This window comes from Sphingobium limneticum (assembly GCF_008710155.1).
GTDB classification, from domain to species: Bacteria; Pseudomonadota; Alphaproteobacteria; order Sphingomonadales; family Sphingomonadaceae; genus Sphingobium; species Sphingobium limneticum.
In genome coordinates, this window is record NZ_VYPZ01000014.1 from 1 (window position 1) to 26,282 (window position 26,282).

Annotated in this window: 27 protein-coding genes and 1 tRNA gene; 15 read left to right on the plus strand and 13 right to left on the minus strand. The window is 63.6% G+C overall.

Going from position 1 to position 26,282, the window contains the following annotated elements; all coding sequences use genetic code 11:
- Positions 1 to 67: 67 nt before the first annotated feature.
- The 6 genes from F4U94_RS15745 (at position 68) to lpdA (ending at position 7,271) form a co-directional block, all read left to right on the plus strand.
- Entirely contained in the window at positions 68 to 358 is a 291-nt protein-coding gene (locus F4U94_RS15745) for a GIY-YIG nuclease family protein (RefSeq protein ID WP_120249460.1), read from the plus strand.
- A gap of 48 nt (positions 359 to 406) precedes the next feature.
- Positions 407 to 1,291 (plus strand): succinate--CoA ligase subunit alpha, encoded by an 885-nt coding sequence (sucD, locus tag F4U94_RS15750; protein WP_093013212.1) that lies wholly within the window; start codon positions 407 to 409, stop codon positions 1,289 to 1,291.
- Positions 1,292 to 1,380: 89 nt separating this feature from the next.
- Positions 1,381 to 4,176 (plus strand): 2-oxoglutarate dehydrogenase E1 component, encoded by a 2,796-nt coding sequence (locus F4U94_RS15755; RefSeq protein ID WP_120249461.1) that lies wholly within the window; start codon positions 1,381 to 1,383, stop codon positions 4,174 to 4,176.
- A gap of 8 nt (positions 4,177 to 4,184) precedes the next feature.
- Positions 4,185 to 5,435, plus strand: coding sequence for a 2-oxoglutarate dehydrogenase complex dihydrolipoyllysine-residue succinyltransferase (odhB, locus tag F4U94_RS15760; protein WP_120249462.1), 1,251 nt, complete (start codon positions 4,185 to 4,187; stop codon positions 5,433 to 5,435).
- A gap of 41 nt (positions 5,436 to 5,476) precedes the next feature.
- Complete coding sequence (locus F4U94_RS15765; protein ID WP_120249463.1) at positions 5,477 to 5,869, plus strand: lysozyme inhibitor LprI family protein; 393 nt, start codon at positions 5,477 to 5,479, stop codon at positions 5,867 to 5,869.
- A gap of 1 nt (position 5,870) precedes the next feature.
- Positions 5,871 to 7,271: a dihydrolipoyl dehydrogenase gene (gene lpdA, locus F4U94_RS15770; protein ID WP_120249464.1), complete on the plus strand. Its 1,401-nt coding sequence runs from the start codon at positions 5,871 to 5,873 to the stop codon at positions 7,269 to 7,271.
- 337 nt (positions 7,272 to 7,608) lie between these two features.
- On the opposite strand, the gene F4U94_RS15775 is transcribed toward lpdA, so the two are convergent.
- Positions 7,609 to 9,663, minus strand: a complete 2,055-nt coding sequence (locus F4U94_RS15775; protein WP_120249465.1) for a transglycosylase domain-containing protein — start codon at positions 9,661 to 9,663, stop codon at positions 7,609 to 7,611.
- 108 nt (positions 9,664 to 9,771) lie between these two features.
- Here F4U94_RS15775 and F4U94_RS15780 point away from each other — a divergent pair, with 108 nt between their 5' ends.
- Positions 9,772 to 9,969, plus strand: coding sequence for a hypothetical protein (locus tag F4U94_RS15780; protein WP_120249466.1), 198 nt, complete (start codon positions 9,772 to 9,774; stop codon positions 9,967 to 9,969).
- A 20-nt stretch (positions 9,970 to 9,989) separates the two neighbouring features.
- Here the strand turns inward: F4U94_RS15780 and F4U94_RS15785 are convergent, their stop codons facing one another.
- Positions 9,990 to 11,300, minus strand: a complete 1,311-nt coding sequence (locus tag F4U94_RS15785; protein ID WP_120249467.1) for an MFS transporter — start codon at positions 11,298 to 11,300, stop codon at positions 9,990 to 9,992.
- A gap of 130 nt (positions 11,301 to 11,430) precedes the next feature.
- On the opposite strand from F4U94_RS15785, the gene pgsA reads away from it, so the two are divergent.
- The 3 genes from pgsA to F4U94_RS15800 are packed head-to-tail and all read left to right on the plus strand — an operon-like array spanning position 11,431 to position 12,693.
- Positions 11,431 to 11,994: a CDP-diacylglycerol--glycerol-3-phosphate 3-phosphatidyltransferase gene (gene pgsA, locus F4U94_RS15790; RefSeq protein ID WP_120249468.1), complete on the plus strand. Its 564-nt coding sequence runs from the start codon at positions 11,431 to 11,433 to the stop codon at positions 11,992 to 11,994.
- A gap of 4 nt (positions 11,995 to 11,998) precedes the next feature.
- Complete coding sequence (gene moaD / locus F4U94_RS15795; RefSeq protein ID WP_120249469.1) at positions 11,999 to 12,253, plus strand: molybdopterin converting factor subunit 1; 255 nt, start codon at positions 11,999 to 12,001, stop codon at positions 12,251 to 12,253.
- Positions 12,250 to 12,693 (plus strand): molybdenum cofactor biosynthesis protein MoaE, encoded by a 444-nt coding sequence (locus F4U94_RS15800; RefSeq protein WP_120249470.1) that lies wholly within the window; start codon positions 12,250 to 12,252, stop codon positions 12,691 to 12,693. Before moaD ends, F4U94_RS15800 begins: the two co-directional genes overlap by 4 nt.
- On the opposite strand, the gene F4U94_RS15805 is transcribed toward F4U94_RS15800, so the two are convergent.
- On the minus strand, positions 12,690 to 13,619 hold the full coding sequence (locus tag F4U94_RS15805) for a hydrogen peroxide-inducible genes activator (RefSeq protein ID WP_120249471.1): 930 nt from the start codon (positions 13,617 to 13,619) through the stop codon (positions 12,690 to 12,692). The two genes, F4U94_RS15800 and F4U94_RS15805, sit on opposite strands and share 4 nt — an antisense overlap.
- Before the next feature lie 39 nt (positions 13,620 to 13,658).
- Positions 13,659 to 14,432 carry a sulfite exporter TauE/SafE family protein gene (locus F4U94_RS15810; RefSeq protein WP_120249472.1) on the minus strand — a complete coding sequence of 258 codons (774 nt, stop codon included), beginning with the start codon at positions 14,430 to 14,432 and terminating at the stop codon, positions 13,659 to 13,661.
- A gap of 180 nt (positions 14,433 to 14,612) precedes the next feature.
- Between F4U94_RS15810 and epsC the strand changes: the two genes are divergently transcribed.
- The gene (gene epsC / locus F4U94_RS15815; RefSeq protein WP_120249473.1) at positions 14,613 to 15,320 is read left to right on the plus strand and encodes a serine O-acetyltransferase EpsC; all 708 of its coding nucleotides are present in this window, start codon (positions 14,613 to 14,615) and stop codon (positions 15,318 to 15,320) included.
- Complete coding sequence (locus tag F4U94_RS15820; protein WP_120249474.1) at positions 15,320 to 15,661, plus strand: DUF2794 domain-containing protein; 342 nt, start codon at positions 15,320 to 15,322, stop codon at positions 15,659 to 15,661. The genes epsC and F4U94_RS15820 overlap by 1 nt, the downstream gene beginning before the upstream one ends.
- A 341-nt stretch (positions 15,662 to 16,002) precedes the next feature.
- On the opposite strand, the gene F4U94_RS25370 is transcribed toward F4U94_RS15820, so the two are convergent.
- Together F4U94_RS25370 and F4U94_RS15825 are read right to left on the minus strand one after the other, a co-directional pair.
- Positions 16,003 to 16,134, minus strand: coding sequence for a hypothetical protein (locus tag F4U94_RS25370; RefSeq protein ID WP_282957473.1), 132 nt, complete (start codon positions 16,132 to 16,134; stop codon positions 16,003 to 16,005).
- 95 nt (positions 16,135 to 16,229) lie between these two features.
- Positions 16,230 to 17,288 carry a hypothetical protein gene (locus F4U94_RS15825; RefSeq protein WP_120249475.1) on the minus strand — a complete coding sequence of 353 codons (1,059 nt, stop codon included), beginning with the start codon at positions 17,286 to 17,288 and terminating at the stop codon, positions 16,230 to 16,232.
- Positions 17,289 to 17,528: 240 nt separating this feature from the next.
- Here F4U94_RS15825 and F4U94_RS15830 point away from each other — a divergent pair, with 240 nt between their 5' ends.
- Complete coding sequence (locus tag F4U94_RS15830) at positions 17,529 to 18,461, plus strand: NAD(P)H-dependent flavin oxidoreductase (protein WP_120249476.1); 933 nt, start codon at positions 17,529 to 17,531, stop codon at positions 18,459 to 18,461.
- On the opposite strand, the gene F4U94_RS15835 is transcribed toward F4U94_RS15830, so the two are convergent.
- Entirely contained in the window at positions 18,417 to 19,346 is a 930-nt protein-coding gene (locus F4U94_RS15835) for an alpha/beta fold hydrolase (RefSeq protein ID WP_120249477.1), read from the minus strand. The genes F4U94_RS15830 and F4U94_RS15835 overlap by 45 nt on opposite strands.
- A 97-nt stretch (positions 19,347 to 19,443) precedes the next feature.
- Complete coding sequence (locus F4U94_RS15840) at positions 19,444 to 21,408, minus strand: hybrid sensor histidine kinase/response regulator (protein WP_150412014.1); 1,965 nt, start codon at positions 21,406 to 21,408, stop codon at positions 19,444 to 19,446.
- A 167-nt stretch (positions 21,409 to 21,575) separates the two neighbouring features.
- On the opposite strand from F4U94_RS15840, the gene F4U94_RS15845 reads away from it, so the two are divergent.
- On the plus strand, positions 21,576 to 22,487 hold the full coding sequence (locus F4U94_RS15845) for a sugar kinase (protein WP_120249478.1): 912 nt from the start codon (positions 21,576 to 21,578) through the stop codon (positions 22,485 to 22,487).
- A 46-nt stretch (positions 22,488 to 22,533) separates the two neighbouring features.
- Positions 22,534 to 22,607, plus strand: a tRNA-Gly gene (locus F4U94_RS15850).
- A 21-nt stretch (positions 22,608 to 22,628) separates the two neighbouring features.
- On the opposite strand, the gene F4U94_RS15855 is transcribed toward F4U94_RS15850, so the two are convergent.
- From F4U94_RS15855 to cyoC, 5 genes are read right to left on the minus strand one after another with little or no spacing between them, the layout of a single operon-like run.
- Entirely contained in the window at positions 22,629 to 23,162 is a 534-nt protein-coding gene (locus F4U94_RS15855) for a response regulator transcription factor (RefSeq protein ID WP_120249529.1), read from the minus strand.
- Positions 23,152 to 24,501: an ATP-binding protein gene (locus tag F4U94_RS15860; protein ID WP_120249530.1), complete on the minus strand. Its 1,350-nt coding sequence runs from the start codon at positions 24,499 to 24,501 to the stop codon at positions 23,152 to 23,154. The genes F4U94_RS15855 and F4U94_RS15860 overlap by 11 nt, the downstream gene beginning before the upstream one ends.
- Entirely contained in the window at positions 24,498 to 25,217 is a 720-nt protein-coding gene (locus F4U94_RS15865) for an SURF1 family protein (RefSeq protein ID WP_120249531.1), read from the minus strand. The genes F4U94_RS15860 and F4U94_RS15865 overlap by 4 nt, the downstream gene beginning before the upstream one ends.
- Positions 25,214 to 25,660, minus strand: a complete 447-nt coding sequence (gene cyoD / locus F4U94_RS15870) for a cytochrome o ubiquinol oxidase subunit IV (RefSeq protein WP_120249532.1) — start codon at positions 25,658 to 25,660, stop codon at positions 25,214 to 25,216. The genes F4U94_RS15865 and cyoD overlap by 4 nt, the downstream gene beginning before the upstream one ends.
- Entirely contained in the window at positions 25,657 to 26,280 is a 624-nt protein-coding gene (gene cyoC / locus F4U94_RS15875) for a cytochrome o ubiquinol oxidase subunit III (RefSeq protein ID WP_120249533.1), read from the minus strand. The genes cyoD and cyoC overlap by 4 nt, the downstream gene beginning before the upstream one ends.
- Positions 26,281 to 26,282: the final 2 nt, after the last annotated feature.

The following is a 26,282-nucleotide window of genomic DNA, read 5'->3' on the forward strand; positions in this document are numbered from 1 at the left end:
GAAGGCCGGGGTCCAGTTGCGACACCTGAACTGGACCCCGGCCTTCGCCGGGGAACAGGAGGGGTAAGTGAACAAAGCCGGGTACGTCTATATCATGGCCAGCCAACGTAACGGCACCTTGTATATCGGCGTTACCAGCAATTTGGTGCAGCGCGTCCATCAGCATCGCAATGGTCTGATCGAGGGCTTCACCAAAAAATATGACTGCAAATTCCTGGTCTGGTTTCAGGCCTTCGACAACTTGGATGAAGCAAGGCGTCGGGAATTGCAGATGAAAGAATGGCGACGAGCATGGAAGCTTCGGGAAATCGAAGCGATCAATCCGGACTGGAACGATCTCTATCTGTCGCTGATGTAGGAACTGGACCCCGGCCTTCGCCGGGGAACGCAAAGGACCGGAAAACACATGTCGATCCTCATTAACAAGAATACCAAGGTCATCACGCAAGGGATGACCGGTGCCACCGGCACCTTCCACACCGAACAGGCGCTGGCTTATGGCAGCCAGATGGTCGGCGGCGTGACGCCGGGCAAGGGCGGTTCCAGCCATATCGGCCTGCCGATCTTCGACACCGTCGCCGAAGCCAAGAGCAAGACCGGCGCCGACGCCTCGGTCATCTACGTGCCGCCGCCATTCGCGGCCGATTCGATCCTGGAAGCGATCGACGCGGAAATCCCACTGATCGTCGCCATCACCGAAGGCATCCCGGTTCTGGACATGGTCCGCGTGAAGCGCGCTCTGTCTGGCAGCAAGTCGCGCCTGATCGGCCCGAACTGCCCCGGCGTCCTGACGCCTGGCGAATGCAAGATCGGCATCATGCCCGGCTCCATCTTCTCCAAGGGTTCGGTCGGCGTCGTGTCGCGTTCCGGCACCCTGACCTATGAAGCCGTGTTCCAGACCACCAACGCCGGCCTGGGCCAGACCACGGCCGTCGGCATCGGCGGTGATCCGGTCAACGGCACCAACTTCATCGACGTGCTGGAGCTGTTCCTGGCCGACGACGCGACCGAATCGATCATCATGATCGGTGAAATCGGCGGCGACGCGGAAGAACAGGCTGCCCAGTTCCTGATCGACGAAGCCAAGCGTGGCCGCAAGAAGCCGATGGCCGGCTTCATCGCCGGTCGCACGGCGCCTCCGGGCCGTCGCATGGGCCATGCCGGCGCGATCGTGTCGGGCGGCAAGGGCGACGCGGAAAGCAAGATCGCGGCGATGGAAGCGGCCGGCATCAAGGTTGCTGCCAGCCCGTCCGAGCTGGGTTCGACGCTGGTCGAAGTGCTGAAGGGCTAATCAGCCCCTATATATGACGCGGCCGGGCTGCACCCCGGCCGCTATTTTCCCGCTCCGCGACTGCACGCGGCTGGGATGGGATTAGGGTAATGGGTTACGAGAACCAGGAATTCGAGACAGAGCGAGGCCCAAGCTGGGCGCGCGACAATTGGCCGCTGAGCGAGACTGACGATCTGACCGGGGCGATGGACCCCACGCAGATGCAGGTTGCCGTGAAGGCCGCCGCCAAGGCTGCGGGCAAGGCCGTGTCGGATACCGACGCCGTTGCCGCCGCCGACGACGCCATCCGCGCGCAGTTGCTGATCCGCACCTATCGGGTGCGCGGGCATCTGGCCGCCAATCTCGATCCGCTGGGTCTGACCAAGCGTGACCTGCCGGCCGATCTGACGCCGGAATATCACGGCCTGACCGATCCCGCCAAGAAGGTCTATCTGGGCGGCACGCTGGGCGTGCAATATGCGACCGTGGCAGAGATCGTGTCGATCCTGCGCGCCAATTATTGCGGCAATGTCGGCCTGGAATATATGCACATCGCCGACGTGGCGGAGCGCAAATTCCTTCAGGACCGTCTGGAAGGCAAGGACAAGGAAATCATCTTCACGCCCGAGGGCAAGAAGGCGATCCTGGCCAAGGTCATCCAGGGCGAACAATATGAGAAGTTCTTGGGCCGCAAATATGTCGGCACCAAGCGCTTCGGTCTGGACGGCGGCGAATCCATGATCCCCGCGCTGGAAGCGGTCATCAAATATGGTGGCTCTTCGGGCGTGCGCGAGATCGTGTTCGGCATGGCCCATCGCGGCCGCTTGAACGTCCTGGCCAATGTGATGGCCAAGGGCTTCCGCGTCATCTTCCACGAATTTTCGGGCGGCACCGCCAACCCCGAAGATGTCGGCGGTTCGGGCGACGTGAAATATCATCTGGGCACCTCGACCGACCGTGAATTTGACGGCGTGAAGGTCCACATGTCGCTGGTCCCCAACCCTTCGCACCTTGAAACCGTCGATCCGGTGGTGCTGGGCAAGGTCCGCGCGCAGCAGACGTTCCGCGACGATCTGGGCAAGCACGATCAGGTGCTGCCGGTGCTGATCCACGGCGACGCGGCCTTCGCTGGCCAGGGTATCGTGTGGGAATGCCTCGGCTTCTCCGGCGTCCCCGGCTACAATACCGGCGGTTGCGTCCACTTCATCATCAACAACCAGATCGGCTTCACCACCAGCCCGCAATTCTCGCGCGGCTCGCCCTATCCGTCGGACGTGGCGAAGGGTGTTCAGGCGCCGATCCTGCACGTCAATGGCGACGATCCCGAAGCCGTGACCTTCGCGACGAAGCTGGCGATGGAATATCGTCAGGCCTTCCATCGCGACGTCGTGGTCGATATGTGGTGCTATCGCCGCTTCGGCCATAATGAAGGCGACGAGCCGGGCTTCACCCAGCCGTTGATGTACAAGGAAATCCGCCAGCATCCGCCGGTCAGCGACGTTTATTCGGCGCGGCTGAAGAATGAAGGCGTGGTCGACGACGACTATGTCAACAAGGTGACGGGCGATTTCGTCAATCATCTGGAAGACGAGTTCGAAGCGTCCAAGAGCTACAAGTCCAACAAGGCGGACTGGTTCGCCGGTCGCTGGTCGGGCCTGCACAAGCCGGCTGACGCGGAAACCTCGCGCCAGAGCGTCGAATCCGCGATCAGCAACAAGCTGTTCGACGGCCTGGGCAAGACGCTGACGACCGTTCCGGAAGGGCTCAACGTCCACAAGACGCTGACGCGCGTGCTCGCTGCCAAGGCGGAAATGTTCAAGTCCGGCGAGAATTTTGACTGGGCGACCGGTGAGGCTCTGGCCTTCGGCTCGCTGCTGTCGGAAGGCTATGGCGTGCGCCTGTCGGGTCAGGACTCCGGACGCGGTACCTTCAGCCAGCGTCATGCGGTCTGGACCGATCAGGACAGCGAAAACAAATATATCCCGCTGTCGACCGTGCCGCATGGCCGGTTCGAGGTGCTGGATAGCCCGCTGTCCGAATATGGCGTGCTCGGCTTCGAATATGGCTATGCTCTGGCCGATCCGAAGGCTCTGGTGATCTGGGAAGCGCAGTTCGGCGACTTCGCCAATGGTGCGCAGATCATCTTCGACCAGTATATCGCTTCGTCGGAAACCAAGTGGCTGCGTTCCAACGGGCTCGTCTGCCTGTTGCCGCACGGCTATGAAGGGCAGGGTCCGGAGCATAGCTCGGCGCGTCTGGAACGCTTCCTTCAGCTTTGCGCCGAAGGCAATATCCAGGTCGCGAACATCACGACCCCGGCCAACTACTTCCACGCGCTGCGTCGTCAGATGCTGCGGCCCTTCCGCAAGCCGCTCATCATCATGGCGCCCAAGTCGCTGCTGCGTCACAAGGGCGCGGTCAGCAAGGCCGAGGATTTCCTGGGCCAGACGCACTTCAAGCGCATCCTGTCGGACCCCAACGGGTCGGCCGACAAGGATACCAAGCGCCTGATCCTGTGTTCGGGCAAGGTGTTCTACGACCTGATGGACGCCCGTGACGCCGCCGGCGACAGCGACGTGCAGATCGTTCGTATCGAACAAATCTACCCGTTCGCGACCGAAGCCCTGGCCAAGCGCATCGAGCGCATGACCAATTTGGAAGAGGTCGTCTGGTGTCAGGAAGAACCGCGCAACAACGGCGCATGGTTCTTCGTTGAACCCTATATCGAGGAAGCGCTGGCTAACGCCGGCAAGGCGCCGATGCGCGCCCGCTATGCCGGTCGCAAGGCGTCCGCTTCGCCCGCCACGGGCCTGGCGTCGCGCCATGTGTCCGAACAGGGTGCCCTCGTCGCCGATGCGCTGGGTCACAGCGTCCGTGAAGAAATCCGTCGCCAGAAGAAAGGCTGATCAAGCTCATGGCTACCGAAGTCAAAGTCCCAACTCTGGGCGAATCCGTTACCGAAGCAACCGTGGGCCAGTGGCTCAAAAAGCCCGGTGAAGCCGTCAAGGTCGACGAGCCCATCGTTTCCCTCGAAACCGACAAGGTCGCGGTCGACGTGCCTTCGACCGTCGCCGGTGTCATGGGCGACATCATCGCCAAGGAAGGCGACACCGTCGAAGTCGGCGCGCTGCTGGCTTATGTGAACGAAGGCGGTTCGGCCGCTGCCGCGCCTGCGCCTGCCGCTGCTGCACCCGCCGCCAAGGCGGAAGCCGCTGCGCCGGCACCGGCCGCCTCGGCCCCTGCCGCTTCGGACGACGAAGATGGCGGCAACCTGACCCTGTCGCCGGCGGTTCGCCGTCTGGTGCTGGAACATGGCCTTGACCCCAGCAAGATCAAGGGCACCGGCAAGGACGGCCGTCTGACCAAGGACGACGTCACCGCCGCTGCCGCCGCCGGCACGGCCAAGGCTGCCGCAGGGGCCGTTGCCGCTGCGCCTGCCGCCGACGCGCCTGCCGCTGGCCCCAGCCGCAAGCAGGAACGCGTCAAGATGACCCGCCTGCGTCAGACCGTCGCCAAGCGTCTGAAGGAAGCGCAGAACACCGCTGCGCTGCTGACGACCTATAACGACGTCGACATGACCAACATCATCGAAGCGCGTGCCAAATATAAGGATCTCTTCGAAAAGAAGCATGGCGTCCGTCTGGGCTTCATGGGCTTCTTCACGAAGGCCGTCTGCATGGCGCTGCGCGACATTCCGGGCGTGAACGCACAGATCGAAGGCGACGAAATCGTCTATAATGATTTCTGCGACATCTCGGTCGCCGTGTCGGCGCCCACCGGCCTCGTCGTTCCGGTCATCCGCAATGCCGAGGCGCTGAGCGTCGCGGACATCGAAAAGACCATCGGCGGCTTTGGCAAGAAGGCCAAGGAAGGCAAGCTGACCATGGAAGATATGAAGGGCGGCACCTTCACCATCTCCAATGGCGGCGTGTTCGGTTCGCTGCTGTCCAGCCCGATCATCAACCCGCCCCAGTCGGCGGTTCTGGGCCTGCACCGCATCGAGGAACGCCCGGTCGTCCGCAATGGTCAGATCGTGGCGCGTCCGATGATGTATCTGGCACTCAGCTACGACCATCGCATGGTCGACGGTCGCGAAGCGGTGACCTTCCTCGTCGCGGTGAAGAACGCTATCGAGGATCCGACCCGTCTGCTGATCGACCTGTAAGAAGTCAGCAGGCATAAGGCGGCCATAGGATGGAGGACGGAATGAGAAAATTTGGAATTGCCGTAGCGATTGCGTTTCTGTTGCCCGTCTCCGCCTATGCCGCCAGTTGCGATGCGCCTCGGAACGGGTTCGACAACGTCTATTGCTTCGCCAAGGTCTATATGGACCTGGATCGCCAGTTGAACGAAAATTACGTGGCGTTGATGAAGCTGTTGAACCCGGCCCAAAAGCAGGTGTTGCGTGATGGTCAGCGTGGCTGGATCGCCGCGCGGGACAAGCAATGCTATCGCAGCGAAGGCAATTCGAACGCCGTCAATATCGACTGCGCGCTCAGCACGACGCGCGGCCGTATCCAATTTCTTTCCGACCGTCTGGCGGAATGTCGCGGCACCGGCTGTAATCTGAGCAAGCTGGGTCGCGTGGGAGATTCGTGAAATGAGTGACTTCGACTATGACGTCCTGGTAATCGGCGCCGGGCCCGGTGGTTATGTCGCCGCGATCCGCGCGGCGCAGCTTGGCCTCAAGACCGCCTGTGCCGAAAGCCGCGAAACGCTGGGCGGCACCTGCCTCAATGTGGGCTGCATCCCGTCCAAGGCGCTGCTGCACGCGTCGGAACTCTATGACGAGGCCGCCAACGGCGCGCTCGCCAAGCTGGGCGTCAAGATCGACAAGATGAGCCTAGACCTGCCCACCATGCAGGGCCAGCGCGTCGACGCGATCAAGGGCCTGACCGGCGGCATCGAATATCTGTTCAAGAAGAACAAGGTGACCTGGCTCAAGGGCCTGGCCAGCTTCACCGGCGCCAACACCGTCGAAGTGAACGGCGAAAAGGTGACGGCCAAGAATATCGTCATCGCCACCGGTTCGTCGGTCGCGCCGCTTCCGGGCGTGGCGGTCGATAATGCAGGCGGCAAGATCGTCGATTCGACCGGCGCGCTGGAACTGGACAAGGTGCCGGGCCATCTGGTCGTCGTCGGCGGCGGCGTCATCGGTCTGGAATTGGGCAGCGTGTGGAAGCGCCTGGGCGCCAAGGTCACCGTGGTCGAATATCTCGACCAGATCCTGCCCGGCATGGACGGCGAAGTCCGCAAGGAAGCCAACAAGATCTTCAAGAAGCAGGGCTTCGACTATAAGCTCGGCACGAAGGTCACGGGCGCCGAAGTCGGCAAGAAGGGCGTGACCCTGACCGTCGAACCGGCTGCCGGTGGCGATGCTGAAAAGATCGAGGCCGATGTCGTCCTCGTGTCGATCGGTCGCCGTCCCAATACCGAAGGGCTTGGCCTCGACAAGATCGGTCTGGAACTCAATGCGCGCAGCCAGATCGAAACCGATCATGACTTCGCGACCAAGGTTCCGGGCGTCTGGGCGATCGGCGACGTCATCCCCGGTCCGATGCTGGCGCACAAGGCCGAGGACGAAGGCATTGCCGTGGCCGAGAATATCGCGGGCCTGACCGGCATCGTGAACCATGACGTGATCCCCTCGGTGGTCTACACCAAACCGGAAATCGCGGGCGTGGGCCTGACCGAAGAAGCGGCCAAGGAAAAGGGCGCGATCAAGGTCGGCAAATTCCCGATGATGGCGAACAGCCGCGCCAAGACCAATCACGAGCCAGACGGTTTCGTGAAGATCATCGCCGACGCCGAAACCGACAAGGTGCTGGGCGTATGGATCATCGCGACCGTTGCCGGCACGATGATCGCGCAGGCGGCGCAGGCCATGGAATTCGGCGCGTCGAGCGAAGACATCGCCTATACCTGCCACGCGCACCCGACGCACAGCGAAGCGATCAAGGAAGCGGCCATGGCCGTTCGGGGCAAGCCGATCCATATGTGATCGGTTCGCCCATTGCGAATATCAGGGAAGGGGCCTCCGCGTTGCGGGGGCCTTTTTCTTTTTGGGAATCAGGCGGCGGGCTACGATCATAAGCTGTTGCAAATCCTCGCCTTCTAGGGGAGGATTTGGTTAGCCGCTTCCGACAAAAGCCAGACGTCAGGTGGTCATTTTGACCTGTCCCATAGCCGTCACCCCAGCGAAGGCTGGGGTCTCAGGCGGTAGTAGAGAAGGCCAGCCGTCTTGCGCTATCCGTTGACGCAGCGTGCGTCTGCCTGAGATCCCAGCCTTCGCTGGGATGACGGTATGGACTAACCACCCAAATCAGCCGCACCGCCCCCTATTGCGGCCCGCCATACTCGCCTTCGCCCGGCTGCGTCGGCGCGATTCGGGGTGGTGGCGCGGTTGGTGGCGCAGCGGGTTGATCCACCGGCAGGCGTATCTGCCCCCCGCCGATATTCACCGTCATCCCGCCTTCATCCACGCCCAGCCCGACATTGCCGATCCCGGTTTCCACCGTCACGTTTGCGATGGCGTTGACCAGATCGGGGTCTTGCTCGGCATCGGACGTATCCTCGACCGGCTCGTTGATCGCGCCGCTCATGAAATTGCGCCAGATGCGCGCGGGGACGCCGCCACCGGCCGCGCCGCCGGGCAGGGGGGCGTTGTCGTCATTGCCGATCCACACCGCCGTCACCAGCCCGCCGGCATAGCCCACGAAGATGGCATCGCGGCTGTCCTGCGTCGTGCCGGTCTTGCCAAAGGTGCTGGTGCGCAGCGCCGCCGCGCTGCCGGTACCGCGATTGGCGGCCGACGACAGCAGGTCGCGGATCATTTCCAGCTGATCGTCGCTGAACTTGCGCTGGCGCTGCATCAATTTCTCGAACCAGCCCTGCTCCTCGGGCGGCAGGCCATGGGCGACCACCGGATAGGCGCCCGCCGCGACCGAGGCATAGGCCTCCACCAGCTCCACCAGCGGAATTTCCGACGTACCGAGCGCCAGGCTCAGATCCTCGGTCAGCGGCGCGGTGACGCCCAGGTCGCGGGCGACCTTGATGACATTGTCGACGCCGACCTTCTGCGTCAGCCGCACCGCCGCGACATTGCTGGACGCGGCAAAAGCCTGGCGCAGGGTGATGCGCCCGCGATATTTGCCGCTATGATTGGCCGGGCGGTATGTGCCGGTGGTGATCGGCGTATCGTCGATCATGTCGTCCGGCGTCATGCCCGCACGGAACGCGGCGAGATAGACGAACAGCTTGAAGGTAGACCCAGGCTGACGCTTGGCCTGCACCGCGCGGTTGAAGCTGCTCTTCTCGTAATTCTTGCCGCCGACCATGGCGACGACGCTGCCATCGGGCTTCATCGCCACCAAAGCCGCCTGTGCGCCGCCCAGCGGTGCGCGACGGATCGCCGCTTCGGCAAGCCGCTGGATACGCCAGTCGAGCGTGGTCGCCACCTCCTGCTCGCCATAGACGGCGCCGGCCCGGTCGCGCGCCTGCGGCAGCACCCAGTCGGCGAAATAGGTGCCGCTGGTCGGATCGGGATCGTCATGCACGTTGAGCCGCACCGGGGCCAGGGCATTGCGTTCCGCCTGGCTGATATAGCCGGCATCGACCATCGCCTGCGTCACCAGCGCGGCGCGGGTGCGCGCGCCCTTCAGGTTGGACGTGGGGGCAAGCCGCGACGGCGCCTTCAACAGCCCCGCCAGCATCGCCGCTTGCGGAATGGTCAGCCGGTCGGGCGACCGGTTGAAATAATGCAGCGCCGCGGCGCGTAGCCCGTACACATTGTCGCCGAAATAGACGTTGGAAAGATATCTCTCCATGATCTGGTCCTTGGTCAGCCAGGCTTCCAGCCACATCGCGATCAGCGCCTCGCGCGCCTTGCGGCCGAAGGTCCGGTCGCTGGAAAGGAACACGCCCTTCGCCAGCTGCTGCGTGATGGTGCTGCCGCCCTGCGACGATCCATCCGACCAGATATTATGCCACATGGCGCGCGCGATGCCGCGCGGGTCGACGCCCCAATGGCTCTGGAAGCGCCTGTCCTCGATCGCCATGAACGCTTGCGGCACATGCGCGGGCAATTCGGCGACCGTCACCGGCTTGTCGATCACCGCGCCGCGTCGGGCGATCAGATGGCCGTCCGCCGACATCAGGCTGATCGCGGGCGGAGCGATGGGCTTGAGCGATCGCGATAGCGGCGCCGTGACCGCCAGCCAGGCGATGATGATCATCAGCACGGCCAGGCCGGCCGCCGCCACCCATCCGGCAATCTGCACCCGTCGGCGCCAGGGCGTTGGACGCGCGAAAGCGCTGGGCGGGCCGGCGCCAAAGGGGCGTTCCGACGCGGCGGGGGCATCGACAGGGTGGGACTCGTTCATCTCTTCGTTCATGCTGTATTATTCACATCATACAGTCAAGTCTGTCCCGCACCGGGACAGGCCGATTTTAACCACAAAATGCACTGGCCTTAATGGTAAATATTTCGTTAACCCGCGGTCATGCGAAACCGACCTCTCGTCCTCACCACCGAATCGGCCCGCCATCCTTTTCGCCAGCGGCTGCCGGCCCATGTGCTGCGCGTGGCCGAAAAAGGCTCCGCGCGCGCCAGGCGCCTCAGCAATGACGACAGCGACTGGAAGCTGTTCGGCCTGAGCTTCGTGGCCTTTTTCACGGCCTTCTACAGCTTCATTTTCTGAATAGCGGACCGGGCGCTCGGTCAATGGCATAAGGGCCCGTCACAGGCCTTGTGCAGCGCCCAGGCCATGGCCGCGCAGGGCAGCGTCAATATCGCGACCAGCAGCAACTGCATCACCACCGATACGCCCGCGATGCTGAGGCCAATGGCGCAGAGCGATCCGATCACCATCGCGCCCGAATTGACGATATTGTTCGCCGCCACGGTGCGCGCCGCTTCGCATTTTTCGACCGTGGTGGTCAGGAAGGCGTAGAGCGGCACCACGAACATGCCGCCGAACGTCGCGACGCCCAGCAGGCAGAAGGACAGCGGAATGGCGAGCGGATGGGACAGGAAGCCCGTCAGCGACAGCATCTGGCCATTGGCGGCCGGCGTCCACAGATCGCACACGATGTGGAAGGCGACGATGCACAGGCCCATGCCAATGACGGAGGCGGGGGCATATTTGGCCGATACATGGCCCTGCAACAGCCGATTGATCGCGATCGAACCGATGGCGATGCCGATCGAGAAGATGGCGAGGAACAGGCTGGCGACCGGCTTGTCGGCGGTCAGCACATTCTTCACCAGCGGCGGAAACTGGATGAACAGGATGGAGCCTACCGCCCAGAACAGGCTGATCGACATGATAGCCAGGAACAGGCGGCGGATATGCATCGTGCCGCGCACCAGCCGGACCGAGGACCGGATGATGTGGAAATCGATCGGCTGCGCTTCCAGCAGCGACGGGGCCGGCGGCACCTTGCGCCCGGCGACATAGCCGATCAGCGCGGTGATGATGATGCCGACGGCGGCGACCTGAACCGGGATGATGCCGGCCAGAATCGTGCCGGCCAGAATCGCGATATAGGTGCCGGCCTCGACCAGTCCCGTGCCGCCCAACACTTCGTCGTCATGCAGATGCTGGGGCAGGATCGCATATTTGATCGGGCCGAAGAAGGTCGAGTGGATGCCCATGGCGAAGAGCGCGGCCAGCAGCAGCGGTATGGCCAGCGTATGGATGGCGATCCCGCTCCAGATCAGCGCGAGTCCCGTCGCGCCCACCACCATGATCCCGATTTCCGCCGCCTTCACCCATCGGATGATGACGGCCTTGTCGCGCTGGTCGGCCAACTGGCCCGACAGCGCGGACATCAGGAAAAAGGGCAGGATGAAGACGCCGGTGGCCAGCGCGCTGAACCAGGTTTCCGACCGTTCGTCGTTATACACCTGATACACGACGAACAGCACCATCGCGTTCTTGAACAGATTGTCGTTGAACGCACCCAGCAGCTGAGTGATGAAAAGCGGCAGAAAGCGGCGCTTGTTCAAGAGCCTGAGAGAGGCTTGCATGGATAAGGGGGTCTTCTTTCCCGTTAGCGACCGGGGCGGGGTCTAGCCGCTGGCGACGTCCATGTCCAATAGCGTTGAACGGGATACAGTCTGGCTTGTGCCCCGACCCGGACTGTGGCACTTCGCGGCCATGCTGACGCTGCCCAATTTGCTGACGCTTTCGCGCATCTTCACCGTGCCGCTGCTGGTGGCACTCCTGTGGCCAGCTGAGCTGGGCGCGCGCTGGACCACCGGCTATGCGCTGGCTTTCGGCCTCTATTGCCTGATGGGCATTACCGACTATTTCGACGGCTATCTGGCGCGTGCGCAGGGGACCGTATCGAAACTGGGCGTGTTCCTCGATCCGATCGCGGACAAGATCATGGTCGGCGCGGTCATTCTGATGCTGGCGGCGACCCGCGATATCGCCGGCATCCACATCGCTGCCGCGATGATCATCCTGCTGCGGGAGATCGCGGTGTCGGGCCTGCGCGAATTTCTGGCAGGCTTGCAGGTGTCGGTCCCGGTATCCCGCCTCGCCAAATGGAAGACGACCTTTCAGATCATCGCGCTGGGCGCATTGATTCTCGCCGGCGCCGTCCCGCATTTCCCCTTCGTGCAACTGGTCGGCATCGCCACGCTCTGGGCCGCCGCGATCCTGACGCTGATCACCGGCTGGGATTATCTGCGCGTCGGCATCAAGCATATGGACTGACGGTGTGATCACCATCGTCTATTTCGCTTGGGTCCGCGAAAGCATCGGCCATGACGAGGAGCGGGTGGAACGCCCGGCGCCGGGCGTCACAGTCGCCGACCTAATCGCGCAGTTGGCCACGCGCGGCGGCGGCTATGCGCAAGTTTTGAGTGATCCCGCCAAGTTGCGCGCCGCGATCGACCAGCGTTTCGTGCCGCTCGACACCGTGATCGGTGACGCCAAGGAAGTCGCGCTCTTCCCCCCGGTCACCGGCGGATGAAGCGGGTCGCGATCCAGTCGGCCGATTTCGATGTCGCTACTGAACTGGCCGCACTGGAAGCGCTCGGCGGCGGCGGCGTGGCCAGCTTTACCGGCATCGTGCGGGGCGAGGGCGGCCTGATCGCGCTGGAGCTGGAACATTATCCGGCGATGACGGCGGCGCAGGTCGACCGCATCGTGGACGAGGCGCTGGCCCGCTGGCCGCTGCTGGGCGTCAACATCATCCACCGCTTCGGCCGTCTGGAACCGGGCGCGCGCATCGTCTTCGTCGGCACCGTGTCCCGCCACCGCACCGCCGCGCTGGAAAGCTGCGCCTTCCTGATCGACTGGCTGAAATCCGACGCGCCCTTCTGGAAGAAGGAGCATTTCGCCGACGGCGCCACCGCATGGGTCGCCGCCCGCGCGGAGGATGAGGCGAAAGCGAAGGGTTGGACGGCTTAGGCCGCCTCGGGCAACCGGCAATTGGTCACCGCCGCGTCGCGCAAAATCCCCGCGAGCAGGTGAAATTCCTTCTCGCGCGGACTGTTACGCCGCCACACCAGCGCGATATCGCGCGACGACCGTGCCGAATCCACGGGCCGCGCGGTGATGTTCGTATGCTCCAATATCCCGCTGGCGATCGCCATTTCCGGGATCATCGTCACGCCCAGCCCATTGTCGACCATCTGGATCAGCGTGTGCAGCGACGTGCCCATCATCGTCGTGCTGGCGCGCAGGTCGGGCCGGTTGCATGCGGCCAGCGCATGGTCCTTCAGGCAATGCCCGTCCTCCAGCAGCAGCAGCTTGCTCTCATCGATCATGTCCGGGTCGATCCATTCGGGCGGATTGGTCGGCTCGTCCTTGGGGAAGGCGACATAGAGCCGGTCCTGAAACAGGATTTCGCTCTCCATGTCGCCCATGGGGAAGGGGAGGGCCAGCAGCACGCAATCGACATTGCCATGGCGCAGCGATTCGATCGCCGCTTGGCTCGTTTCCTCGCGCAGATAGAGTTTGAGTTCGGGCCGATCGCTCCGCAACCGAGGTAGCAGGCGCGGCAACAGGAAGGGGGCGATGGTCGGGATCACGCTCATGCGCAGTTCCCCGCTCAGCGGCTTGCCCGACGCCTGCGCGATCGCCGCCAGTTCCTCCGCCTCGCGCAGGACGCGATGCGCCTTCTCCACGATCCGGTCGCCCAGCGCCGTGAAGCGCACCACCCGCCGCGTCCGCTCCACCAAAGTCACGCCGATCAGCGATTCCAGTTCGCGGATGCCCGCCGACAGGGTCGACTGGGTGACGAAACAACTGTCCGCCGCCTTGCCGAAATGGCCCTGTTCCTTCAGCGCAACCAGATATTGCAGCTGTTTCAACGTGGGCAGGTAACTGGACATTTATCGGCTTCCTCGATCAGAAAGCCGAATATAAGAGACTCAGCCGATAAGTCCAAGCCATTTAACCACGCCGAATATCGACGTCAGCGTCAACACCACGCCCACCGCCGAAAATAATGTGCGCGGTGCGACACGGCGCGCCAGCATCGCGCCGAAGGGCGCGGCCACCACGCCGCCGATCAGCAGGCCCAGCGTATAGGTGGTAAAGGCTTCCCAGCCCAGATGCAGCAGGAAGGTCAGGCTGATCGCGGTGGTCAGGATGAATTCGACCGTATTGACCGTGCCGATCGTGTGGCGCGGGCTGGACCCTTGTAGCAGCAGGTTGGACGTCACCACCGGCCCCCAGCCGCCACCGCCCGACGCATCCATGAAGCCGCCGACCAGCCCCAGCGGCGTCACCCATTTGGGATCGCGCGGCTTGGGCGGCAGGTGGAATCCGCGCCAGATGAGGTAGAGGCCGATCGACGCCAGATAGATTTGCACCAGCGGCTTCACCACCGCGCCGTCGATGTTCGACAACACATAGGCGCCGGTCACGCCGCCGATGACGCCGGGAATGATCAGCTTGGAAAACAGCTTCCAGTCGACATTGCGGTGCAGGATATGGCTGATCGCCGACACGCCGGTGGTGAAGGTTTCCGCGACATGGACGCTGGCCGACGCGCGGCTGGGCGGCACGCCCAATGTCAGCAACAACGTGCTGGAAATGACGCCATAGGCCATGCCCAGCGCGCCATCGATCACCTGTGCGCCGAACCCGACCAGGATGAAGGGCCAGATGTCGCCGAAATTGGCGACCAATGTGTCGATCATCCGCTACCCTTCATGTCGTCATGTCTAATTGTCTACTCTCATGATTGGAATATCCTGAACGGCCAAGCAAGTTTCTATTTATTGCTAAAAAGCGGGCGCGATGTCGCCATCTGGAAAAGACCGGCTCATTCCCTTATATGCGTTGCTCATAACAACGGTTGAAACGATCAGGGACGTTCGATGGTGCGCAACCTCATTGCCTATCTGGATTCGGTCAAGAGCCGCGATCCCGCGCCCCGGTCCCGTGCCGAAATCCTGCTCTATCCCGGCGTCTGGTCGCTGGCCTTCCATCGCGTGGCGCATCGCCTCTACCGCGCCGACCTCTTCTTCCTCGCCCGTGCGGTCAATCATCTGTCGCGCTTCCTGACCGGCAACGACATTCATCCGGGCGCAAAGATCGGCAAGCGCTTCTTCATCGACCATGGCTTCACCGTGATCGGCGAGACGGCGGAGATCGGCGACGACGTCACCTTGTATCAGAATGTCACGCTGGGCGGCACCGATCCGGCCAACGGCATCGCCGGCAAACGTCATCCGACCCTGCATGACGGCGTGATCGTGGGTTCCGGCGCGCAGGTGCTCGGCCCGATTCAGGTCGGCGCCCGTGCGCGGGTCGGCGCCAATGCGGTGGTGACCAAGGATGTGGCCGAAGCCGCGACCATGGTGGGCATCCCCGCCCGCGCGATGCTGGTGGACGTCACCGCCTATCAGCGCGACTTCATGCCTTATGGCACGCCCTGCACCGATTGTTTCGACCCGGAAAAGCAGAAGCTGGAACTGCTCCAGTGCGAAGTCGAGCAGTTGCAAAAGAGGCTTGCCGAACTGATGGCCGAGAGACAGGATGGGAGCAGCGACGTGCGGCTGTTCAGGGAGCGTGACCGGGCCTGATGACGAATGTGACGCCGTTTCCACAGCATGGGGCGGCCAGCCAGGTCGGGTTCGACCGGCTGGAATTGCAACGGATCATGGACCTGTACGGCCGCATGGTGTCGGCCGGCCACTGGCGCGACTATGCGATGGACATGGGCCGCGAAGCCGCGATCTTCAGCGCCTTCCGCCGCGCCGCCGAACGCCCCGAATATCGCATCGAAAAACGACCGGCCCTGCGTAACCGACAGGGCATGTGGACGCTGGTCGGCGAAGGCGGCCAGATATTGAAGCGCGGCCAGGAATTGCAGGGCGTACTGGCGCCGGTCGAACGCAAACTGCTGCGGATCGTCGAGGATTGAGTGGCGGGGAAGGGTGGTTTCTTGCCATCCCCCCTCCCGTAAACGGGAGGGGGAACAGTCCGCATCTGGTCGGGAGCAGCCATCTGCTTACCCCTCTCCCTTGAGGGAGAGGGCTGCGCAGACTTGGCAGCTTGCTGCCTAGTCGAAGCTGGGTGAGGGGGACAGCCTCACAAGAGCCATCTGACCTCGCGCCATCCCCCTCATCCAACTCTGCGTAACCGCTACGCGGTAAGGCTTCGTATCCTTCTCCCTCTTGGGGAGAAGGGTGTCCCACATCATCCTTCCAATGTAGGATAATCTTTGATCTATCCTGTCGGATGAGCGCGCTTCACATCCGTCTTTCACGCCCCTCCATGATGACCCGCACGGCGCGTCGGTGGCGCGTCGGCGTGATCCGACAGGCGCGCATCCATGATCGAAGTGGCGCTCTGACGGCGCATGGGTGGCGCGTCGCCGCTGCTTTGGCGTCGCATGACCGGCGCAAAAGGCCCAAAACAACAGGCCAGCGACGGTGTGAACTTCGCTGGCCTGACCCGATGGTGACTTTACCGTGACCCTGTACGCCCTCTTAAACCGCCGCCCGGTCCAGATAGGGCAGGCGCTGCGTCACCGAATCCGGCAGGCCATGGACGATCCAGGCGCGGGCATGGTGCCACAGGGCCGAGAGCAGCAGCAGTGCCGATCCGATCACCAGCGCCGTCAGCGCCCAGGACAATTCGACCGCGCCGGCCTGCCGGAACAGGGCGTAGAGGGCGAAGAGCACATAGGCGAGGCTGGACACCAGCAGCGCCCGCCGGTCGATCGCCAGTGCGACGAGGCCGAAGGCGACATAGAGCGCGACCACCAGCACGGCGCGGCCGACGCTGATCTGATCGCTATCCAGCACGCCCAGCAGATGGAAGAGCGAATGGGCGATCATCGGCGCAGCGGCCAGATGCAGCCAGAAAGCGACGTCGGACCGGCGCGTGGTGCGTGCCCGGTCGCTCATGTCCCACCACATGGCGAGCGCGAAGATGGCGATGCCGGCCGCCAGCAACAGCAGAAAGGGCAGGGTGCCGTTGCCGGGCGCCGCCGCCAATATCAGCGTCACGCCCACGCCGGCCGCGGCTGCAGCGCCGACCGCCACGGTGATCGGCACCATGAAACGGCGCCAGTGCAGCCATGCGGCCAGCGCGCCCGCTGCCGCCGCGAGGCACAGGATCAACGAGCCGAGGCTGTCGCCCGCGCGCGGAAACATCTGAATGCCGATCGCGCCGACGGCAAAGGCGGCCCCGCCGACGAAGGCGATCAGCAGCAGGATGGAGGGCAGCGCCATGCGCCGTGTCCGGGTGAAATATTCGGCCAGGCCCCAACTGACGGCCGCGACCAGCAGGCCGGACATGAAGACAGGCTGATGCTCCGGCGCCCCGAATCGCACGGCATTGCCCAGCCAGCCGACCGCCAGCAACAGGATGACGCTGGCGATCGACACGAAGATATCGTTGAAGCCGGTCAGCAGCCGGAAATGTTCTTCATCGACCAGCGGCGTGGCGCGCAGCCCCGCCACATGATCGCGCAATGCCTGCGCCACTTCGGGGCGGATGGCACCCGCCGCTACGGCATCCTGTAAATCGCTTTCGCTATACATCGTCCGGCTCCTCAGCCTGTTCGCATAAGGGGATTTTAGCATTGCTGTATTAATACATCAATACAGTAGATTTTGGCCTTTTTCCCCGGCGCGACCGGTGTTAGCGCCGGGGAAGATAGAGCATTCTGAAGTCGGCTGGAACAGCCGACGGCTCGCAGAATGCGGTAAACAAAGCAAATTAGAGCATCATCCGATTCAATCTCATCGGATGATGCTCTAGAAGAGAGGAGACATTGGTTCATGACCCTGCCGACATTGCTGGAGGGGCGCCTGGCGCTGCCGCTGATCGGATCGCCGATGTTCATCATCTCGCAGCCCGCGCTCGTCATGGCGCAATGCCGCGCCGGTATCGTCGGTGCCTTCCCCTCGCTCAACGCGCGGCCGTCCGGCCTGTTCGAGGCGTGGTTGCAGCAGTTGCAGGCCGAACTGACGGACGCCGACGCGCCCTTCGCCGTCAACCTGATCGTCCATCGCACCAATGCCCGGCTGGAGGAGGATCTGGCGCTCTGCGTGCAGTATAAGGTGCCGATCGTCATCACCTCCTTGGGCGCGCGTGAGGATGTGAATCAGGCGATCCACAGCTACGGCGGCATCGTCCTGCACGACGTGATCGACAACCGCTTCGCCCGCAAGGCGATCGAAAAGGGCGCGGACGGATTGATCGCGGTGGCGGCCGGGGCGGGTGGTCATGCCGGCACCCTGTCGCCCTTCGCGCTGATCCAGGAAATTCGCCAATGGTTCGACGGGCCGCTGGCCCTGTCCGGCTCCATCGCCACCGGCCGTGCCATCGCGGCGGCGCGGATGATGGGCGCCGACCTTGGCTATATGGGTTCCCCCTTCATCGCCACGACAGAGGCGAATGCCGATCCCGCCTACAAGCAGATGATCGTGGACAGCCATGCAGCCGACATCGTCTATTCCGACGTCTTCACCGGGGTGAACGGCAATTATCTGCGCCCCAGCATCGTCGCGTCGGGGCTGGACCCCGACGCCCTGCCCAAGGCGAAGGACATGGATTTCGCCGCGATGACTGGCGGCGACAAGAAGGCGTGGCGCGACGTCTGGGGTTGCGGTCAGGGTATCGGCGCGGTCGACAAGGTGCAGCCGACCGCCGATTTCATCGCCGGGTTAAAGGCTGACTACCGTGGGGCTATCGCCGGCTTCACCCTTTAGGAAGCTGCGCAGTTCGCCGATGAAACGATCGAACTGGTCATGGTGCAGCCAATGGCCGGCGTCGGCGAACTCGACCAGCCGGGCGTCGGCGAAATGCTGAATGCGCCCGTCCTTTTCCGGGTTGGACGCCCAACTGTCGCTGCCCAGGCACAGCAAAGTGGGGCAGGTGATGCGCTGCCAGAAAGCGGGCAGTTCATCATCCGCGCCTGCCTGCGGCGCCAATCCTTTGAGATAAGGATCGAATTTCCAGCTATAGCTGCCATCCTCGTTCCGGTTGACGCCATGGCTGGTCAGATGGAGTGCCTGCTCCACCGTCAGATGCTCGTTGCGTTCGCGCATGCGCCCGATCGCGGCTTCTATGGTGGGGTAACGACGCGGCATCGTGCGGGCGCGCGCGCGGCGCCCGTCGATCCAGGCGCGCCAGACGTCGGGGGCGGGCTGCTCCGCCTTTTCCTGCAACCGGCCCGGCGACAGGCCCAGCCCTTCGATCGCGACCAGCTTGCGCAGTTTGTCGGGGAAGAGGCCGGCATAGCGCAGGCTGATGGCGCCGCCCAGCGAATGCCCGACGATCGTGACCGGCGGCCGATCGAGAAGGTCCACCAATTGCGCGAGGTCGTAGATGAAATTGCCCATCATGTACGAACCGTCCGGCGACCATCCGCTGTCGCCATGGCCCCGCAGATCCGGCGTGATGACATGATAGTCGCGCGAGAGCGCGCGCGCCGTCCAGTCCCAGCTGCGCGCATGGTCGAACCCGCCATGCACCAGGATCAGCGTGGGCGCGGATGGATTGCCCCAGTCGAGATAATGCAACCGGGTCCGCAACGACGTGAAGAAATGCGAAGTCGGCGTCGGGGCGGGCGATATGTCCGTGCGGTCCAGCATAAAGACCCCATTGGCGAACTGCGCCGATGTTGCAAGCAAAGAGCGACGGAAAAATGCCGCTTTTCCAATATTTCGGTTCGATTTCTGAAAAACTGCCTTAGCAGTCGCGAAGTATTATATTTGCAACCGGATCGGCCTCCATGGACGATGCGCGCATGGTCGTGGCGACGATCCGGGCCAGTTCGGCCTGCCGGAACGGCTTGTCCAGTCGCGGACGGCGGGAGGCGTGCGGCGGCAATTCGGCAAAGCCGGTGATGACGATGACCGGCAGGCCCGGCCATTTTTCCTCTATGCTGTCGGCCAGTTGCGCACCGGTCATGCCCGGCATCGCATGGTCCGTCACGATCAGGTCTACCCGCCCCTGTTCCAGCAGGCGCAGCGCATCCATGCCGGACGAGGCCTGAAAGACCGTATGGCCCAATTCTTCCAGCATGCCCGCCGTATTCGTCAGCACCAGATGGTCGTCGTCCGCCGCCAATATGACCAGCGGCCTATCGCCCGCTATGCCCGTGTCGCCCGACTGGACGATGGGCAGGGCATCCGCTTCGCTCCACGCCACGGGCAGCCACAGGGACACGGTAGTGCCTGCACCCGGCTCGCTCTTCAGGCTCAGCGATCCGCCGCATTGCTGCGCGAAGCCATGGACCATCGACAGGCCCAGGCCCGTCCCCTTGCCCACGCCCTTGGTGGTGAAAAAGGGCTCCCGCGCTCGCTCCAGCGTCGCGGCATCCATGCCTTCGCCTTCATCCATCATGGACAGGCGGATATAGGTGCCGGCACCCAGATCGGGCCGCTCATCCTGTGCAACGACGATTTCCGTCGCCTCCACGGTGATGCGTCCGCCATTGGGCATGGCGTCGCGCGCATTGACTGCCAGGTTCAGCAGCGCGAGTTCCAGTTGCGCCGCATCGGCATGGGCAGCAGGCATCGCCAACGGAAAACGGGTTTCGATGATGACCGAAGCGCCCAGCGTAGTGCGGAACAGTTCGGCCATGCCCTGCACCAGCGCGATGCAATCGACGCTTTGCAGCTTGAGTTCCTGCTTGCGGGCAAAGGCCAGCATGCGCTGCGTCAGCGTCGCGCCGCGATCCGCCGCCGTCATTGCATTGTCGAGATAGCGGCTGATATCGCCGCCGCTCGCCAGCCGCTGTCGCGCCAGGTCCAGGCTGCCGACGATCACCGCCAGCAGATTGTTGAAATCATGTGCGACGCCACCGGTCAGCTTGCCGATTGCGTCCATCTTTTGCGTCTGGACGATGGCGTCGCGGGCTTCGTCCAGCGCGTGCTGCGTTTCGCGCCGCTCGGTCAGGTCGCGGGTGATCTTGGCAAAGCCCAGCAATTGCCCGTCGGGCGTACGGATCGGGTCGATCACCACATTGGCCCAGAAGCGCGACCCGTCCTTGCGGATGCGCCATCCCTCCGCCTCGAACCGGCCGTCCGTTTCGGCGGTATGCAGCGCGCGGGACGGGAGGCCGGCCAGCCTGTCCTCCTCGCTGTAGAAGCGGGCGAAATTCTGACCCAGGATTTCGTCTGCGTCATATCCCTTGAATCGCTGGGCGCCCATGTTCCAGCTGGTGATCGTGCCGAAGGGGTCGATCATGTAGATGGCGTAATCGGTCACGCTTTGCACCAGCAGCCGGAAGCGTTCTTCGCTTTCGCGCAAGGCCTCCTGCGCAGCACGTCGTTCGGTCAGGTCGCGCGTGACCTTGGCAAAGCCCAGCAACTGCCCGTCGGGCGCGAGAATCGGATCGATCACCACATTGGCCCAAAAACGCCCGCCATCCTTGCGGATGCGCCAGCCTTCGGCCTCGAACCGGCCTTCCTGCAGCGCGGTCAGCAGCGCGATGGCAGGGATGCCTGCAGCCTGCTCCTCCGCCGTATAGAATCGCGAGAAATGCTGCCCGATAATCTCGTCGGCCTCATAGCCCTTGAAGCGGCGGGCACCCGTATTCCAGCTGGCGACGATGCCATCGGGGTCGAGCATGAAAATGGCATAGTCCGTCACGCTTTGAACCAGCAGTTCGAAGCGGTTGCCCGATTCATGGTTGGAGGCGGTAATCATCATGTCCCCGAATCAGGCGCGAGCGGATGCTGCACCTTTGCCTTCGGCAAAACGGCGGTCATGTGCAAATGTTCCGTGACGCGATGAACGCGCGGATCACGTCTGCCCCCTTGACTTGGCGCGCCGCTCTGACCACCAAGCCCGCTCAAATTGGGAGCGGAGCAGGCATGGCGACGAAGGCGACGATCACGGTCATTGGGGAAGCGATGCTGGAGTTGAGCCGGAGCGAAGGCGACGGCTGGAACCTGCGCTATGGCGGCGACGTCATCAATACCGCCATCCACCTCGCCCGGGCAGGCGATCGGGTGCGTCTTGCCAGCGCCCTGGGTGCCGACCCCATGAGCGCCCAGCTGCTAGGCCAGTGGGAGGCTGAGGGCGTCGATACGTCGCTGGTGATCGCGGCGCAGGGCCGTCTGCCCGGCCTCTACGCGATCGAGACGGATGCGACCGGCGAGCGCAGCTTCCACTATTGGCGCAGCGAAGCGGCGGCCCGACGCATGTTCGAATTCCCTGAAAGCGCAGCCATGGTGGCGCAGGCGGCCCAATCCGACCTGATTTATTTTTCGCTCATCACACTGGCGATCCTGCCCGATGCCGGGCGGGAGGCATTGCTGGACCTGTGCGCGCAGGTGCGCGCCCATGGCGGCAAGATCGCCTTCGACGGCAATTATCGCGCGCGCCTCTGGGACGATGCGGCGACCGCGTGCCACTGGCGCGACCGGGCGATCACGGTCAGCGACATGGGATTGCCGACCCTGGCCGACGAGGTCGAGATGGGGGAGGCGGACGATGCGCTAGATGCGGCCACGCGCTGGGGCGCGGGCGAAGGCAAGGATGTCGTCGTCAAGCTGGGCGGCGACGGCTGCCTGGTGGCGGGCGAGGTCGTCGCAATCCCGCAGCGTGTCGATGTGATCGATTCGAGCGGCGCGGGCGATGCTTTCAACGGCGGCTATCTCCATGCGCGTCTTGCCGGCGCCAGTCCGCGCGATGCGGCATTGGCCGGGCACCGGCTGGCGGGATGGAATATCGGCCGGCGCGGTGCGATCCCGGCGCGCGATGCGGACGCGCCTTACGGCTGATCCGAGTTGACAGCGGCCCATGGCTTGCGCCATGGGCGGGTCAGACGCGGGTGTAGCTCAATGGTAGAGCAGCAGCTTCCCAAGCTGACGACGGGGGTTCGATTCCCCTCACCCGCTCCAGATTTCCGACAGCGTTGAAGATCAGCCGACCTGCCGCTTGGCCAATTTGCGGGCGAGGGTGCGGCGGTGCATGCCCAGTCGCCGTGCGGCTTCGGAAATGTTGAAGTCGCTATTCTTCAGCACTTCGTGGATATGCTCCCACTCCAGCGTCTTGATCGACGTCGGCCGGGGCGCAAGGGGCGTGGCGGGATCGCCGCCGGCGCGGGCGAAGGCGGCTTCGATATCGTCGGTGTTGGACGGCTTGGCCAGATAGTTGGTCGCGCCCAGCTTGATCGCTTCCACCGCGGTGGCGATGCTAGCGAAACCGGTCAGCACGACGATCAGCATTGCGGGATCATGCGCATGGAGCGCCTGGACGCAGGCGAGGCCGGATTGCGGCCCGAGCTTCAGATCGACCACGGCAAAGCCCGGCCGATGCTCGGCGAGCACCGCGGTCAATGTTTCCAGACTATCGGCGAGCAGCACATCATAGTCGCGCCGCTCGAAGGAGCGTTTGAGGGTACGGGCAAAACTCTCGTCATCCTCGACGATCAGCAATTGCCGGTCATGCGTCATCGCCCGTCTCCTCCTGAAGAGTCTCCTCTTCCTCCTCCATGGCCAGCGTGTCGAGAGGCAGCCGCAACTGGACCATCGCGCCACCATCCGCGCCATTGCTGGCATCGACGCGCCCGCCCAGCTTGCGCACGACATTGACGACCAGAAACAGGCCCAGGCCGCCGCCCTGCTTGCCCTTGCTCGATCGGTAGGGCTTGCCGACATCGGCCAGCATCGCCGGATCGAACCCCCGGCCATTGTCGCGCACGGCGATGTGGAGCCATTGGCTGTCGCGGCTGACCATGATGTTGATATAGCTGGCGCCGGCCTCACGCGCATTGTCGAGCAGGTTGGTCACGGCCTGGCGGATCACCGGGTCGGCGATGATGCGGGGATAGCTGTGCGGGCCAAAGTCGCAGCGTAGCGGCATGCCGGGATTGGCATTGCGCCAGTCGCGCGCGATGATGTCGATGAAATCGCGAACATTGGTGACTTCCGGCGCCTCGCCGCGCGCTTCGCCCGCCGACATCAGGATGCCGGTCAGGATCGTCTTGCAGCGTTTGACCGCCGCCTCCATCTCGCCCACTTCCTCGACCAGCGCGGGATGCGCCTTGATTTCCCGCATGTGCCGCCAGTCGCCCAGGACCACGGCCAACTGGGCGAGGGGGGTGCCCAGTTCATGCGCGGCGCCCGATGCGAGCAGGCCCATGCGGACGATATGTTCTTCCTCAACCGCCTGCTGCCGCAATTGCGCCAGATAGGCTTCACGCTGTTGCAGATTCTGGTTCACGCGCGTCATGAACAGCACCAGCAGCACCGCGATCATGGTGATGCAGACCCATGTGCCGACGATGTGCAGGTCGAACAAATGGCCTTCCAGCGCTTCGTTGAGATCGAGCGGTCGGTAGATGAAGGCCAGCATCGCGGCACAGAGCGTGGACACCACCACGATACCCCAGGCACTCCAGCGATGCAGCAGCATGGCGCCCAGCGCGACCTGCACCAGATAGAGCGAGACGAACGGATTGGTCGCGCCGCCGCTGAGATAGAGCTGCGTGGTGAGCGCGAACACGTCGAACAGCAGCGCCAGAAACAGTTCGGCATGGGTGATGTCGGTGCGCCGCCGTAGCACCATCAGGCTGCCGGCGTTCATGGCGGTGGCGATGCACGGCACGACCAGCATGGAGGCGATCGGCAGATGAATGTCCATGCCGAAATGGACGAAGCCGATCGTCGCGATCTGGCCGGCAATGGCTATCCAGCGCAGTTGCACCAGCAGCACCATGTTGCGCCGCCCGGCTGCATCGGCGGGCCACCGGCCGGGCAGCCAGCGCCTGCGTCTGGCGGACGGCGCGGTCATTCCCGGCGATCTTTTCCAGTCTGGCGCATGACCAGCATATAGGCGCCCAGCGTCATCGCCGCCAGCGCGAACCAGGTGATGGCATATTGCAGATGATTGTTGGGGAAGCTGACGACGGTCAGGCCGCCGATCGGCAGGGCAGTGGGGGAGGGGCCGCGCTGCGCATCGATGAAATAGGGGCGTGTGCTGCCGAGGTTGCGCGCCTGTGCGATGGCGGCGACGTCGCGGGAATGCCAACGGTCGGCGGCAGGATCGTTGCTGCGCAGGAAGCCGCCATTGGGCTCGGTAAGGCGCAGCAGACCTGTGACCTGCACTTTGCCCTGCGGCCGCTCATAGGATGCGGTGCGGCTGGGCACGAAGCCACGATTGATGAGGGTGACGGCGCCATCGGCGGCGCGCAGTGGCGTCATCAGCCAGAAGCCGGGGCCACGCACGGTGACGGCCTGCGTCAGGGCGGCCTTGTCATGCAGGAAGGTGCCGGACAGGGTGACGCGGCGATATTCGTCGGCTTTGGTGGCGGTGATGGGGGCGGGGACCGGCGCGGCGTGGATGCGGGCATCGACACGGGCGATCAGGTCGCGCTTCCAGCCAAGGCGCTGGATTTGCCAGGCGCCAAGCGCACCTAAGCCGGAAAACAGGATCAGGGCGATCAGCGTCAAGCCGATCGTGAATGCCGGGGAGCGTTTGCCACGCCCCCCGGTGTTCGCCGTTGTCACGGCATTTCGCTCATGTTCGCCATGGTCGACATGTCGTGGCCGGCGTTCATTTCGCCGGTCATATCCATGTCCGCATGCGGCATCATATTGTTGTTCATATGATACATGACCCAGGTCGAACCAGCCAGAACGATGACGACCAGCACCAGCGTCAGCGCCATCGCCATGAACGACCAGCCGCCTTCGACGCGGGTGTTCATGTGCAGGAAATAGATCATGTGCACGATCACCTGCACCGCCGCGAAGGCGACGATGACGATGCCGGTCAGCTTGGGGTCGCCCAGCACGCCGGACATCACCAGCCAGAAGGGGATGGCCGTCAGGATCACCGACAGGCCGAAACCGATCATATAGCTGCCGAAAGTGCCATGGGCGCCTTCTTCATGATGATCGTCATGATGCCCATGGCCATGGGCGTCGTGGGGATGGACAGCGTCGCTCACCGCAGGACTCCCATCAGATAGACAAAGGTGAAGACGCCGATCCAGATGACGTCGAGGAAGTGCCAGAACATGGAAAGGCACAGCAGGCGGCGCTTGTTGGCGGGGATCAGGCCCTTCTTGGCGACCTGAACCATCAGCGTGATCAGCCAGATCGAACCGAAGGTGACGTGCAGGCCGTGCGTGCCGACCAGCGTGAAGAAGGCCGACAGGAAGGCCGAACGTCCCGGACCCGCGCCTTCATGGATGAGGTGCGAGAATTCGTAGAGTTCGATGAACAGGAACGCCCCGCCGAACAGCAGCGTGACGAACAGCCAGCCCTGCGTGGCGCTGACCTTGTTCTTTTCCATCGCCAGCATGGCAAAGCCATAGGTGATCGAAGAGAAGAGCAGCATCGCGGTGTTGATCGCGATGAGCGGCAGGTCGAACAGATCCTTGGGGCCGGGGCCGCCGGCGAAATTGCCGCCCAGCACGGCATAGGTGGCGAACAGGATGGCGAAGATGAGGCAATCGCTCATCAGGTACATCCAGAAGCCCAGCATGGTGCTGTGGCCTTCGTGGAGGTGCGGTTCCTCGGGCAGATGATATGCCCGAGGTTCCGTGGTTGCAGTTGCGCTGCTCATGT